The organism is Mesorhizobium sp. P2_D1, from assembly GCF_056404455.1.
Genome location: NZ_JBFUDZ010000025.1, coordinates 47630 through 60199, shown reverse-complemented (window position 1 = coordinate 60199; position 12570 = coordinate 47630). Strand labels below are relative to the sequence as shown.

Here is a 12570-nt window from a genome sequence, read left to right as displayed (position 1 = left end):
CGCAAAAGTGTGCAACGGGATAACGACATGTGCAAACTAAAAATGTGCGATGAGGTTCGCGCCCGGAGGAGATTGCCATGTCAGACAGCACCTTGCCGCTGGTCATCAGCGCGCCGGAACCGCGCACGCTCGACCTCATCTTCACGCCCCCGCAGTTGGCACGCTTTCGGAAAACATACCGTATCGTCGAGGCGACGCCCGATGGCGTCGCAAAATTGCCGGCCGATGTGCTGGCCGAAGCCCGCTACATCGTCGGCCAGCCGCCGATCGCGCCTGAAACGCTGGACAAGATGAAGGCACTGCGCTGCGTCTTCAACGTCGAGACGAACCTGATCAACAACATGCCCTACGAGACGCTGTTTGCGCGCGGCATCCATGTCGTCACCACCGGCCTGGTTTTCGCCGAGCCGGTGGCCGAGCTTGGCCTTGCCATGGCGCTCAACCTTGCCCGCAACATCGTCGATGCCGATCTCGCCTTTCGCCAGGGCAAGGAGCTGTGGGGCGGCGACGGCAACCGGACAGCCCGGTTGCTGTCGGGGGCCGATGTCGGCATCGTCGGTTTCGGCGATCTCGGCCGCGCGCTGAACCGGCTGCTGTCGGGCTTCCGTACCCGCACAAAAGTCTTCGATCCCTGGCTGCCGCCGTCGATCCTGATCGACAACGGCGTCGAGCCGGCCTCGCTCGACGAAGTGCTGTCGCAGAGCGACTTCGTCTTCGTCGTCGCTTCGGTGACCAGCGAGAACCAGGGATTTCTCGGCGCCGATGCCTTTGCCAGCATGCGCGAGGGCGCGGCCTTCATCCTGCTCAGCCGCGCCGGCGTCGTCGATTTTCCCGCCCTGATGGCGGCGGTGAAAAGCGGCCACATCGTCGCCGCCAGCGACGTCTTCCCGGAAGAGCCGCTGGCGCAAGACCATCCGGTGCGTGCCCTGCCCGGTTTCCTGCGCTCGGCTCACCGCGCCGGCGCGCTCGACATCGCGTTCAAGCGCATGGGCGACATGGTGCTGGAGGACATGGACCTCGTCGACCGCGGCCTGCCGCCACTGCGCTCCAAGCGCGCCGAGCGCGAGACGGTGTCGAGAATGCGTTCGAAGCCGGTGGATAAGAACTGAAGCTGTCCCGGTCGGCGCGCCATTCGATCCGGAACTCAATCAAAATACCGCCTGGGGGTGTCGCGCTCGGTCTCCGCCCAATGCTTGTCCCGGCATCGCAACTCGATTGCCGCCCGGCTGTCCGAGGACATGACCCGCACTTAGGTCACTGGCGGGTCCGCCTGAAACTCTCAAGCAACTCGGTTTCATTGCTGCAGCCATTCTCGAACAGCGAGAACACCGTGGCTGCGAGCCGCTGCACGTCCGGCTCCGATGACTTCGGGTCAAGTTTGCGATCGGAGCAGACCTGATCGAAGACGCGTTGGCACAGTTTCAGATCGGAAGGATAGAAGCCGGGATGGCGCTTGTTGAGGCTCGACATGAGAAGCCCTCTCTCTTGGAGCAGCGGCCACTTGCCTGACGGTGTCCGCGCCGCCAACCGTAAAAATCGTACACTTTCCCGCCTGCCGAATAAAGACGCGAGTCATCAGCCACGCCTCGAACGGATGACTAGACGTGACATGGCGCCTTTGTCGTTAGCCGGCGGATTTTATCGACCGTCGCCGTGATCCGGCATTCTCAAGGGATATGTCGGTTTTGTACCAAGACGTGTTTGGTACGTTTCCGACACTAACGTTCAGGTCGAACTTTGCGTATGCGAACATTGTTGGGGGCAGCCGTGCATCGTATTTCATACCGCATTCCTGGGTTTTTTCGTTCAAACTCCCTATATACGGGCCATCGTCGGCACGTTGATACGGGGCGCGGACGGCTGGGAGATCGGATGGCTCTTGCCCTGCATTGGGCCGTGCCATGACTGATCCGGGCAAAAACCATCAATACCGAAACCAACTATTGCGGCGCATGCCGGCGGATGACCTGGCGCTGCTCGAGCCCCATATGCAGCGCTGCGACCTGCCTTTGCGCCAGATACTGGTGAGCCCCAATATTCCGATCGAGGCCGTCTACTTCATCGAACGGGGCATCGGTTCGGTTGTCGCCAGCACGACCAGCGGCCACGAGGCCGAAGTGGGCTTCATCGGCTTCGAAGGCATGACGGGATCTTCGCTGGTGATGGGCGACGACCGTGCGGTGCATGCCTGCTATGTGCAGCTTGAAGGCGAGGCCATACGCATCGAGGCCGGCCCTTTCAATGCAGCACTTGCAGCAAGTGCGACCTTGCGGATGTTCCTGCTGCGCTTCGTCAACGCGCTCCAGACCCAGGCCGGTTGCACCGCACTCGTCAACGCAAGGCTGAAGCTCGAGGAGCGGCTGGCGCGGTGGCTGCTCATGTGCGACGACCGGGTGCCTGGCGAAACCCTGGCCATCACGCACGAATTCCTGGCCATCATGCTTGGCGTTCGGCGGCCAGGCGTCACCGTTGCCCTCCAGTTGCTGGAAGGCCGCGCGCTGATCCGTTCGCGCCGCGGCGAAATCGTCATCCGCGACCGCGCCGGATTGGAAGAACTCGCCAATGGCAGTTACGGCCAAGCCGAGGCCGAATATGTCAGGCTGGTCGGCGAGATCGATGCCGACTGACTAAGGGCGCCGCGCCGCCGGTTTGCCCGATGATGTCACTTTGCCGGGCCGTGTCGCACCGACTTCATAGTCATCCGCCGCGCTGTTCCGGCCAACCGGTTCATTTCTGCCAATTGGCAACCCGGCATGCTCCAGGCTTGCGAGCTTGCATTTCGTCTGTTCGGCCGCCGCTCCGATAAGGCAATCGATGGTGAACATGGCGCCGGCGTGATCGCTCGCGGCCACCGCCTGGCGTATCTTGCTCAATTGCGCTTGCGTATAGTCCAGAAGCTCGACCAGGCCGGTGTGATCCAAACCGCCCTCCATCACAGGATGTCGAGTGGCCGATCCAGGTCGCTCTTGGCACTGGATTACGCCCATTTGGCTGGCTTGCATAGCCAAACTGTCAAAACCGTACAGTCTTCGTTCACCGGACCGGCCGCGCTATTGGCCCAAAGTCCCTCTTCGCGAAACCGTCACCGCATGCGAGTTTGGCAAAATATAAGTTATCGCTTGAATAAGCATCCGTACGTCGCGGGGGCGATGTCGTGCCAATTCGCGAGAATCTCGCCGCCAATCTCAGGCGGCTGGTCCAACGCCACGCTTCCGTGAGTGCGGTGTGCCGTGAGCTTGGCATCAACCGCACCCAGTTCGAGCGCTATCTGCAAGGCCAGGCCATTCCGAACAAAGCCACTGCCAAGCTGATCTGCGGCTTCTTCAAGATCGACGAGAACGATCTTTATCGCGAGCCCGCTGCCGCGGCAGCCACCGACAGCCACGCATCGCTGCGCCAGAGACTGTATGAGACCATGGTGCATCCCCCCTCGCCGGCCATCGCCGGTGGCACCTATTTCACCTATTTTTCGGTTCCCGGCCGCCCCGACCTTTTGACGCGCTCGATCACCTTCGTGCAGCGTGAGACCGAGTTGGTCACCTTCAGGCGCGTGACGCGGTGGGCTCCAGACGACAGCCAGGGCGCAGCGCGGGCGCCCGACAACCACTACGGCGTGGTGATCTCGCGCCCGAACTGGATCTATTTCAGCGGCATCAACAGCCGCCCGACCGGCGAGCCGTCGATCGTAGCCGTGCAATGGGCCCCCATCTCGGAGCCGGTTCTGGTCGGCAGGGCCATTGTCCTGACGGGATCAGGGCCAGCCTTCGTTTCGGTCATCATGCGGCGGGACGTCGCCAGGATCAGCCTGAGACAGGCAATGGGGATGGCCCACGTCGTCGGCCTCGATGACCCCGGCGTCGATCCTCTGGTGGCAAGCCTCGCGCGCGAGGCTTGATGCACCAGATCCGGAGCGACTGACGGCACGGCGCGGCCGGTGGGAGAGGACCTTCCTTTTCTTGCCATGTTGCACTGCGAAAGATTTGTTGCATTGCGATGTCAACCTGCCCGGCCGAGACTTGCGACGGGCTGGGACAACCGGTGGGCCAAGAGGTGGGCTTGCACACGAAGGAGCCGTCTTGGCAGCATCGTTCCGGCCGGACATACAGGGTTTGCGCGCGCTCGCCGTCGGCGGCGTCGTGGCCTATCATTTCGGGCTCTCCGCCCTGCCCGGCGGCTTTGCCGGCGTCGACATCTTCTTCGTCATCTCCGGCTGGCTGATCACCACCCACCTCATGCAGGAGATCGGCGACACCGGCAGGCTCGACCTCTGGCGCTTCTATGCCAGGCGCGCGCGGCGCCTTTTGCCGGCGGCCCTGTTCGTCATCCTGGCGACGCTTGTGGCCGGCTATTTCATCCTGTCGCCGCAGGAGCAGGCGCTCTATTCGCGCGGCGCCATGTTCGCCTCCGCCTACGCCATCAATCTGTGGCTGCTGCGCTGGTCGTTCGACTATTTCGCCACGGATGCCACCAGCAATCCCTTCATCCACTTCTGGTCGCTGTCCGTGGAGGAGCAGTTCTACCTGGCCTGGCCGGCGCTGCTTCTGCTGGCAGCCTGGCTGCGTCCCGGCCGGCGAACGGCGGTAGCCGTGATCGGCATCGCCGGCCTCGCCTCCTTCGTCGCCTGCGCCTGGCTGACCAGCGCGGCATCGGCATGGGCCTTCTATTTCTCGCCGCTGCGTGCCTGGGAGTTCGCCGCCGGCGGCCTGGCGACGCTGGTCCCAGCGACGTTCCTGCTGCATCGTCCGTGGCTGCGCGCTGCACTTGGCTGGCTCGGCCTGGCGCTGATCGCGGCGGCCTATCTGTGGCTGAGCGAGGACCTGCCCTTTCCCGGCTACCTGGCGCTGCTGCCGGTTGCCGGCACGGTGCTGGTGCTGTTGGGCGGGGCTGGCGAGGAGCGGGCTGGCATATGGACCAAGGGGCGGGCCAACAGGCGGAACAACTGGCAGGCCTTTGGCCCGGCCGCAGCTCTGTCGCTGCCGCCCCTGCAATGGATCGGCGCGCTCTCCTATTCGCTCTATCTCTGGCACTGGCCGGTGATCGTCTATACGCAGATGCTGGTGCCGGATCTCAGCGTGCCGCAGCGCCTCGGTTCCGGCGCGCTGGCCTTGGCGCTGTCGGTGTTCACCTATCGCCTGATCGAGAACCCCGGACGACGTGCCGGCTGGCTGACGGCAGGCGCCAAGGCTGCTTATTTCAGCGCAATCCCGCACGCAAAACCGCGTCTCACTTTTCCTGCAATAGCGCTGGTTCCCGCGCTTGCGCTCACGGGTGCCGGCGTGGCGGTCGCCTTTGCCAACGCGCATCTGGCCCAGCGCAACATCGACCCCGAGCAGCGCGGCATCGAGCAGGCGGCCGAACAACCCTCCATCGCGCGCACCGTCGACAAGAGCTGCCTGCTCGACTTCCACACGGTGACGCCCAAGCCCTGCGTGTTCGGCGCCACCGATGCCGCCCACACCATCGTGCTGTTCGGCGATTCCCATGCCGACCACTGGTCGACGCCGCTGATCGAGGCGGCCAGGCGCAACGATACTAAGGTGGTCACCTATCTCAAATCATCGTGCCGCGCCTCGCGGCTCTCGACCTTCAACACCGTGCTGAAACGCGACTACACCGAATGCGACGCCTGGCGCGAGCAGGCGATATCGGACATCATCGCCCGCAAGCCGCGCCTGGTGGTGATCTCGGAATTCTCCATTGGCAATCTGACGCGCGACATGCCCGCCGCCAGCCGCACCGCCGAGACCGCGCGCTGGCAGGCCGGCCTGCGCTCGACCTTGCAGGCCTTCAGCCGGGCCGGCGTCGAGGCCGCGGTGATCCGCGACACGCCGATCAACACCAGCTTCGCCGATTCCTGCGTGGCGCGCGCGCTGTGGTGGCGCGAGGCACCGTCGCCGCACTGCGACACGCCAAGGACCGAGGCCGCCAATGACGGCGCGGCCGCCACCGAGCGCGCCATCGTGGCCAGCGTGCCCGACACGCTCTATGTCGACCTCACCGACCATTTCTGCGGCCGCACCGCCTGCCACGTCTTCATCGGCGGCAAGCTGGCCTTCCGCGACCGCCATCACCTCGCCACCGCCTTCGCCGAGACGCTGGAGCGGCCGCTGGAGAAGGCGTTGTTTTAAATGATGTGGCGCGGGTCGCCTTTCTGTGAGGCCGGTGCTGCCCCTCATCCGCCTGCCGGCACCTTCTCCCCGTATAGTGACGGGGAGAAGGGAAATCGCCGCAACCTTCGTTCTTCGTTCTCACCGCTGACGATTGGCGAAACCATACACGACAGCGTCCTTCTCCCCGTCACTATACGGGGAGAAGTGCCCGGCAGGGCGATGAGGGGCAGCGCCTCGGAAGACAGTCAGGTGCACCTTCGGCAACCTCATCCATCCGATCTCGTCGCGCTCCTATCGCCACCCACCCGACGCCGTAATCCGCTCTCCCGTCAGCCAACCGGCCTCGTCGGACGCCAGAAACACCGCCACCCGCGCAATGTCGTCGGGCTGGCCGAAGCGGCCGAGCGGGGTGACGGCCACCAGCGCCTCCTCGTGTTCGCTGCCGACGATGCCGACGCGCTGCAGCCCTTCGGTGTCGACGCCGCCTGGCGCGATCGCGTTGACGCGGATGTGGCGGGCGCCAAGCTCACGCGACATCGACAGCGTTATCGAATCCACCGCCGCCTTGGTGGCGGCATAGACCAACGAATTGGGCTGCGGATTGGAACTGGCGACCGAGCTGATGTTGATGATGCTGCCGCCGGCCGGCCCGAAATGCTTCACCGCTTCCTGGATGGTCAGCACGACGCCCAGCACATTGGTGTCGAATTCGCGGTGGAACTCGGCCTCCGTCACCGCCTCCAGCGGCTCGAACTGGAACACGCCGGCATTGTTGACCAAGATGTCGATGCCGCCGAACGAGGACTTTGCCGCTTCAAACAGGCCGCGCACGTCAGCCGCTTGCGCGACATCGCCCTTCACCGCGACCGCCCGGCCGCCGACGTCCGCGATGGCGGCGACGACGCGCTCGGCCCCTTCCCGCGATGAGGCATAGTTGACCACGACAGCCGCGCCCGCCGCCGCCAGCCCCTTGGCGATGGCTGCTCCTATGCCCTTTGATGCGCCGGTGACGATGGCGACCTTGCCGTTCAGACTGCTCATCCATTCTCTCCTTGATCCTGACGATGAGCGGTATTTAAGTGCGCGTAAAAAGCGTATTAGCCTGACCTCAGGCCATTCTTTCTTGCCTGGAATTCCGCAATCAGCCCTTCTCGACATGGGACGATGCCGCCATGACCACAATCCTCGAAAAGACCGCCGGCCTCGTCGCTTTCGTGCGCACGGTGGATGCCGGTTCGTTCCAGGCCGCCAGCCGGCTGATCGGCTCCAGTCCGTCGGCCGTGTCGAAGAGCGTGGCGAAGCTGGAGCGGAGGCTCGGCGCTAAACTCATCCAGCGCTCGACGCGCAGGCTGGGGCTGACCAGCGAAGGCCTCGCCTATTACGAGCGGGTGGCGCCGCTGCTGCAGGCGCTCGACGATGCGCAGGACATCGTGCAGAGCACCGGTACGGCGCGCGGCCTGCTGCGTGTCACCGCCCCGGTCGAACTCGGCCGCGGCCTCATTGCCTCATGAGGTGCAGCTGTTTCTGGCAGAGCAACCGGAAGTGAAGCTGGAACTCAGCGTCACGGACCGCCATGCCGACCTGATCCGCGAGAACTATGACGTGGCGGTGCGCATGGGCACGCTGGCCGATGCCGGGCTCACGGCGCGGCGCATCGCCAGCCTGCCGATCGTGCTGGTGGCCGCCCCCGCCTATCTCCAGCGTCGAGGCTTGCCAGCCTCGATCGCCGATCTGCGACACCACGATTTCGTCCGCTATGTATCGGCCGGCCGCCCTCGGGCCATCACTTTCGCCGACGGCACCAAAATCGTGCCCGACGGCCGCTTCGACACCGACGACGGCGGCGCCATCCGCAACGCGGCACTTTCCGGCGCCGGCATCGCCCACCTCCTGCAAGTCGCCGTGCAAGACGACATCGACACCGCCCGACTCATGCGCGTCCTGCCAGATGTGCCGATGCCAACCATGCCGGTCCACATCGTACACGCCTTCGGCCGGCAACTGCCGGTGCGGGCAAGGCTGTTCGTGGAGTTTTTGGCAAAGCAAATGGGGAGGTTGGGAAGGTGAAATGTCTGCCGGGCACGGCCCCGGTGCCCGCATTGCTCATCACATCTTTAAGAATCTGTGGAACGGGGCCGCGCCTCGGGGATTATATTAGGCTAACCTTGAAAAGGAGGTAGCCATGAAGAAGCTCCTGCTTGCTTCGGTTATCGCCATTGCTTCGGCGGCGGCGATGATCGCTCCCGCGAATGCCGGTAGTCGCATCACGATCGGCATCGGCGGCTATGCCGACGACTATTACGGCAACGGTTATTACAATGGTTATGGTGACTACGGCGATCGCTACGCCTATCGCCGCTACTACCAGGACGAGTCCTACGACAACGGCTACAGGCCGCGTTACTACCACCGGTACCACCGTTGTCACATCGAACTGGTCAAGCACTGGCGCCATCACCACAGGATCATCGAGGAAATCCGCGTCTGCGGATGACCTGATCCGGGAAGACTGATCCGGCCGGCATTGCCGGTCGGGTGGTCTGTCACCCGACCCTTCTCCCCACCATCATCCCATAGTGCACCGCCAGCAGGTCCAGTCCGACCTTCAACAGCTTCGTCACTACATCCCGCCCCTCGCCGGTCTGCTCGGCCAGACTCTTGATCGAGCCGCCTGCGCAGCAGACTTTCTGCACTATGTCAGCCACGTCCCAATGGCGTAGCGCCTTGCTCGCGGTGGCGTGGGCGCGGCCAGCGTCGAGCACACTGTCGGCGATGCCGCCGCCGTGCCGACCGCCGTCGACGCGCTCGCTCCAGCGCATCGGCTTCACGCTCGCCTGCTGGCTGCAGCGGAAATCCTCGCGGTAGCGCAAGCCGGCCTCGCGCTGCTGACGCGACAGCGAGGTGATGCCCAGCAGCGGATCCACATTGCGCACCCGCACGATGCCGCCGGTGGAGGTGAAGCCGTCATTCGACACCTCGTAGACGCGGCCCGCTTCCAGCGTGCCCGCAGCCAGCCGCTTGCGGCCGAAGCCATCATCCTTAAGCGCGAAATCATGGCCGATCTCGCGGCGGATGCGCACCTGCTCGGCCTCGCCCTTCGGCAGTTTTGGTGCCTGCGGTCTTGCGGCTCTGGTTCTCTTGCTCACGGGAGACTCCTGGTTGGGGTGTTGGGATTGGGTTGGGCCGTGCGGAACCTGCGTTCCTCGCCCCCGCAGAGCGGGGGAGAGGGAGAGGTGGCTCGGGCGGAGCCCGAGACGGAGAGGGGGCAGCGCGGGGGATCATGGTTGGGTGCCCTATCCTCAACCGGCATTGACTGAGCGGAGGTTGCCCCTCTCCGTCTTGGCTACGCCGAGCCACCTCTCCCCACTCCGTGGGGCGAGGAACCCAAGTTCTGACGCGCCGCCCCTCGCGGCGAGCGGCTCGCGGTTGGCGCGGCGTTTTGCGCAGCTCGATGCGGAGCTGCGCTTTGGAGAGGCAAAACCAAGCCTTGCCGCGGCCGCGGCCATATCCGCGTCCGGACTAATGGAACCAGCGCGAACTTTCGACGTTATGTCGCGTCCATACCAACGGGAGGTTTGCGTATGACAGCTTTCATGCCGGTTACGCTGCGCTTTTGCGACAGCAGAACCATGTTGGTCGGCTCGGTGGCCGAGGCCGCCGACGCGCTCAGGCAGCAATGGCCAGACAAGACAGCACCTGGCTATGTCGAGGCGGCCAGGCTCGTCGCCTTGGCGGTAGACGGCACTTGCAGCCAGCGCATCGCCTTCGACGCCCTCACCAGGGCGGCTGGCCAACAGAATATATTGGTGGCCAGGCCAAGAAGCCGCGCCCATGCCTGGCTGGACGCCGTGGTCCCGTGAGGGTTGTGAGGTTGGTGGGCCGGGCCGGGCCGAAAATGTGATGCAACCGCCAGCCAGCGTGGCGCGTTGATAAGAGCGGGGTTTCCAGCCCCGCGCAGAGTGAAGGTGAACGCCGTGGGTACGATGAAGACCGGAGTGCCGCTCAAGGTGCGGATCGACGGGCAGATCGAAGAGATCGACTGCGTCAACGACGCCGCCGACTTCCTGCAGCGCTGGCCGCTCGAGCGGCGCGGCCATGTCTACCGCAGCGCCCTCAACGCCTGCAGCGCTGCCATCGCCGCGCAGATTTCCGAATCCGACGCCATGAAAGTGTTCACCGGCTTTGCCAGGGTGGCCGACATCCTGGAGGCCGAAGGCGGACCGGCCATGACGCTCGAGACCAGGACCGTGCAAAGCCGCATGCCCAAGCAAGGCCGGCAGGTACCGAAATAGGGCGACGAGGTTTCTTTCTCCCCGTTCACGGGGAGAAATGCCCGCCAGGGCAATGAGGGGCGGCGCCAGCGCTTCGGTCGGATGCTTGAAGCTCATATCTGTTTTCAATCCCACCACGTCAGCGCCGCCCCTCATCCGCCTGCCGGCACCTTCTCCCCGTAAACGGGGGTGAAGGGATGCTCAGCCGCCTGCGCCTCAAAAACGCGGCGGCGAAAGCGGGCCTGGTGATAAGGGCAATAGCTTTTCAGCGCCTTGGTGCGCATGCCGCAGCACAGCATGGCGGCGCCCGGCCGACTGCCCGGCGCATCGTTTTCAGGATCTTCTTCCAGCGTCAGGTCCAGCGGCGCGCGGCAGCGGCCGAACAGGCAGTCGATGAAACGCATCGCCACGCCATGCGGCTGGCGGCCGAGGGCCGCACGAGGCGGCACCGGCATCTCCAGGCGATAGGCTTCGCCATCGGCGACCAGCACGCCCACTTCGCGCACCGACAGGGGTTGCGGCAAGCGCTTCGGCCGGACCGGCGTGCCGGCGATGCCGGTGGCAAGCGCGACGTCGATCGTGTCGGACACCTTGGCGATGGCCCCGTCCGTTCCGTTCGCCCGCTTGCGCGCCTTGGGTTTGCGGGCCGGCAGCCGCTTGCCATTGGCAAAGCCGATCGCACTCAGCATGGCGTTGCGGTGCACGATGCCGATGATGGCGTTGCGCGACACGCGCGCGGCGCGCAGCACAGTGAAAGCCGCCGCGATCTTCGAGGCGGAAAGCCCGTCCTTCAGCCAGCCGGCGATCACTTGCAATTCGGCGTCGGTATAGCTTGCCATCTCAAGGCTCCATCCAAAGTTCTGCCTTCGGCCGTGCGCCGTCGGGCAAGCGTCAGGGCTGGGCCCGGTTGCCTGGGCCGCAGTCAGGGTTGTCGGTTCGGGGGGCCGGCTGGCGCCGGCTTCAGCCTCACCGGGAGCGGGCTCGCCGCCTGGCCGGTTCAGCGAGGCGCGAAAGCCGCGCCTCGGCCGTTTTTCTGTCGGAGGCGGAAACCGCCCTGCCCGCCAGCGGATCGAACAGGATGACGGTGCCATCCTGCGTGCGGATGCATGACCGGTCAGCTGGACCGGCAGAATCCTGGCCAGCGCCATCTCGATCGAATTGGGGGCCGGAGCCGCTGGGAGCGGCGGCTCCGGCCGTTCCGGTCGCCGGTGACGGGCGGACCGGATCCGAGGCCGATGCAATCAGGCAAGGCACCTCGGGCTTCGCTCCGGCCGGGGAGGAGGACGGCCGGGGCGGAAGGGAATGGCTGGCGGTGGTGACCGCCGGGTGCGCCTCATGCGAGGCCGGCGCCACGGCGCCATCGAATCTGGACAGGTTTTGCATGTCCATATATAAGCATAACTCAAAAATATATGCAAGCCATTCTTTCATAGACGAGAGCCACTTTCATCGCTCACATGCACGCCATGGCAAAAACGCAACTGTCAATCAAGGTCGGGGCGGCGATCCGCCAGGCGCGCAAGCAGCGCGGCCTGGTCATGCGCCACATTGCCGAGCACAACGACACCGATGTCGCCGCCGTCGGCAATTGGGAAACCGGCCGCAACCTGCCCAAGACCGAGAACCTGTTGAAGACCGCCGCCTTCCTGCGCGTCGACCCAGTGGCGTTGGGCAAGGGCGAGGTCGTCTTCCTCGATGACACCGGCCCGGTCGCCGACGTGGAGATCGTCACCGATGCCGGCCCACCACCCGCCGGACCGATGGATATCCCGGTGCTGGGCGCCGCCGTCGGCGGCGATGACGGCGACTTCACCTTGAACGGCGAGCCGGCCGGCTATGTCCAGCGTCCGCCCGGCATCCGCAACCTCCCCAAGGTGTTTGCGCTACACGTGCTGTCCGATTCCATGGTGCCGCGCTACGAACCGGGCGACATGATCTACTGTGGCGGCCGTGAGGCGGTGCCCGGCGACCATGTCGTGATCGAGACCTTTCCCGAAGAAAACGAGCGCAACGGCAAGGCCTTCATCAAGAAGCTGGTCAAGCGCACCACCGCCGAGCTTGTGGTCGAGCAGTACAATCCGCCGAAGACGCTGACCTTCAACCGCTACGCCATAAAACAGGTCTGGCGCGTCATCCCGCTCAAGGAACTGCTGGGGTATTAGGGTGGCGGCTCCCGCAGCGCGCCTCTC

At 64.9% G+C, this 12570-nt stretch carries 15 protein-coding genes; 10 read left to right on the top strand and 5 right to left on the bottom strand.

The genetic code is table 11. The features are described 5' to 3' along the window. Positions 1–77 precede the first annotated feature (77 nt). The gene (locus tag AC1D0I_RS18975) at positions 78–1109 is read left to right on the top strand and encodes a hydroxyacid dehydrogenase (protein ID WP_477396964.1); all 1032 of its coding nucleotides are present in this window, start codon (positions 78–80) and stop codon (positions 1107–1109) included. A 145-nt stretch (positions 1110–1254) separates the two neighbouring features. Here the strand turns inward: AC1D0I_RS18975 and AC1D0I_RS18970 are convergent, their stop codons facing one another. Then, positions 1255–1470 (bottom strand): hypothetical protein, encoded by a 216-nt coding sequence (locus AC1D0I_RS18970; RefSeq protein ID WP_457152325.1) that lies wholly within the window; start codon positions 1468–1470, stop codon positions 1255–1257. Between the two features lie 431 nt (positions 1471–1901). On the opposite strand from AC1D0I_RS18970, the gene AC1D0I_RS18965 reads away from it, so the two are divergent. Continuing rightward, positions 1902–2627 carry a Crp/Fnr family transcriptional regulator gene (locus AC1D0I_RS18965; RefSeq protein WP_477396962.1) on the top strand — a complete coding sequence of 242 codons (726 nt, stop codon included), beginning with the start codon at positions 1902–1904 and terminating at the stop codon, positions 2625–2627. Here AC1D0I_RS18965 and AC1D0I_RS18960 read toward each other — a convergent pair whose 3' ends face one another. Further along, positions 2628–2921, bottom strand: a complete 294-nt coding sequence (locus tag AC1D0I_RS18960; RefSeq protein WP_477396960.1) for a hypothetical protein — start codon at positions 2919–2921, stop codon at positions 2628–2630. A gap of 233 nt (positions 2922–3154) precedes the next feature. Between AC1D0I_RS18960 and AC1D0I_RS18955 the strand changes: the two genes are divergently transcribed. Next, entirely contained in the window at positions 3155–3895 is a 741-nt protein-coding gene (locus tag AC1D0I_RS18955; RefSeq protein ID WP_477396958.1) for an XRE family transcriptional regulator, read from the top strand. 181 nt (positions 3896–4076) lie between these two features. Beyond that, a complete protein-coding gene (locus tag AC1D0I_RS18950; RefSeq protein WP_477396956.1) occupies positions 4077–6128 on the top strand; it encodes an acyltransferase family protein in 2052 nt (683 codons plus the stop codon). Positions 6129–6401: 273 nt separating this feature from the next. Here the strand turns inward: AC1D0I_RS18950 and AC1D0I_RS18945 are convergent, their stop codons facing one another. Beyond that, on the bottom strand, positions 6402–7151 hold the full coding sequence (locus AC1D0I_RS18945) for an SDR family NAD(P)-dependent oxidoreductase (protein WP_477396954.1): 750 nt from the start codon (positions 7149–7151) through the stop codon (positions 6402–6404). Between the two features lie 131 nt (positions 7152–7282). On the opposite strand from AC1D0I_RS18945, the gene AC1D0I_RS18940 reads away from it, so the two are divergent. The 3 genes from AC1D0I_RS18940 (at position 7283) to AC1D0I_RS18930 (ending at position 8604) form a co-directional block, all read left to right on the top strand. After that, the gene (locus AC1D0I_RS18940) at positions 7283–7621 is read left to right on the top strand and encodes a LysR family transcriptional regulator (protein WP_477396952.1); all 339 of its coding nucleotides are present in this window, start codon (positions 7283–7285) and stop codon (positions 7619–7621) included. Positions 7622–7652: 31 nt separating this feature from the next. Continuing rightward, positions 7653–8177 carry a substrate binding domain-containing protein gene (locus AC1D0I_RS18935; protein WP_477396950.1) on the top strand — a complete coding sequence of 175 codons (525 nt, stop codon included), beginning with the start codon at positions 7653–7655 and terminating at the stop codon, positions 8175–8177. Between the two features lie 115 nt (positions 8178–8292). After that, positions 8293–8604 carry a hypothetical protein gene (locus AC1D0I_RS18930; protein WP_477226709.1) on the top strand — a complete coding sequence of 104 codons (312 nt, stop codon included), beginning with the start codon at positions 8293–8295 and terminating at the stop codon, positions 8602–8604. A 49-nt stretch (positions 8605–8653) separates the two neighbouring features. Here the strand turns inward: AC1D0I_RS18930 and AC1D0I_RS18925 are convergent, their stop codons facing one another. Next, the gene (locus tag AC1D0I_RS18925; protein WP_477396948.1) at positions 8654–9256 is read right to left on the bottom strand and encodes a DUF6456 domain-containing protein; all 603 of its coding nucleotides are present in this window, start codon (positions 9254–9256) and stop codon (positions 8654–8656) included. 435 nt (positions 9257–9691) lie between these two features. Here AC1D0I_RS18925 and AC1D0I_RS18920 point away from each other — a divergent pair, with 435 nt between their 5' ends. Continuing rightward, positions 9692–9970: a DUF982 domain-containing protein gene (locus AC1D0I_RS18920; protein WP_477226707.1), complete on the top strand. Its 279-nt coding sequence runs from the start codon at positions 9692–9694 to the stop codon at positions 9968–9970. A 123-nt stretch (positions 9971–10093) separates the two neighbouring features. Then, positions 10094–10402 (top strand): DUF982 domain-containing protein, encoded by a 309-nt coding sequence (locus tag AC1D0I_RS18915; protein ID WP_477397004.1) that lies wholly within the window; start codon positions 10094–10096, stop codon positions 10400–10402. A 131-nt stretch (positions 10403–10533) separates the two neighbouring features. Here AC1D0I_RS18915 and AC1D0I_RS18910 read toward each other — a convergent pair whose 3' ends face one another. Further along, positions 10534–11220 carry a GcrA family cell cycle regulator gene (locus AC1D0I_RS18910; protein WP_477396946.1) on the bottom strand — a complete coding sequence of 229 codons (687 nt, stop codon included), beginning with the start codon at positions 11218–11220 and terminating at the stop codon, positions 10534–10536. Between the two features lie 618 nt (positions 11221–11838). Between AC1D0I_RS18910 and AC1D0I_RS18905 the strand changes: the two genes are divergently transcribed. Further along, entirely contained in the window at positions 11839–12543 is a 705-nt protein-coding gene (locus AC1D0I_RS18905; protein ID WP_477396944.1) for an XRE family transcriptional regulator, read from the top strand. The last annotated feature ends 27 nt before the right edge of the window (positions 12544–12570 follow it).

Bases quoted from the DNA above. Each gene is read 5' to 3' on its own strand.
- AC1D0I_RS18975 (WP_477396964.1), top strand. From the start codon at position 78: ATGTCAGACAGCACCTTGCCGCTGGTCATCAGCGCGCCGGAACCGCGC.
- AC1D0I_RS18970 (WP_457152325.1), bottom strand. From the start codon at position 1,470: ATGTCGAGCCTCAACAAGCGCCATCCCGGCTTCTATCCTTCCGATCTG.
- AC1D0I_RS18965 (WP_477396962.1), top strand. From the start codon at position 1,902: ATGACTGATCCGGGCAAAAACCATCAATACCGAAACCAACTATTGCGG.
- AC1D0I_RS18945 (WP_477396954.1), bottom strand. From the start codon at position 7,151: ATGAGCAGTCTGAACGGCAAGGTCGCCATCGTCACCGGCGCATCAAAG.
- AC1D0I_RS18940 (WP_477396952.1), top strand. From the start codon at position 7,283: ATGACCACAATCCTCGAAAAGACCGCCGGCCTCGTCGCTTTCGTGCGC.
- AC1D0I_RS18930 (WP_477226709.1), top strand. From the start codon at position 8,293: ATGAAGAAGCTCCTGCTTGCTTCGGTTATCGCCATTGCTTCGGCGGCG.
- AC1D0I_RS18920 (WP_477226707.1), top strand. From the start codon at position 9,692: ATGACAGCTTTCATGCCGGTTACGCTGCGCTTTTGCGACAGCAGAACC.
- AC1D0I_RS18915 (WP_477397004.1), top strand. From the start codon at position 10,094: ATGAAGACCGGAGTGCCGCTCAAGGTGCGGATCGACGGGCAGATCGAA.
- AC1D0I_RS18910 (WP_477396946.1), bottom strand. From the start codon at position 11,220: ATGGCAAGCTATACCGACGCCGAATTGCAAGTGATCGCCGGCTGGCTG.
- AC1D0I_RS18905 (WP_477396944.1), top strand. From the start codon at position 11,839: ATGCACGCCATGGCAAAAACGCAACTGTCAATCAAGGTCGGGGCGGCG.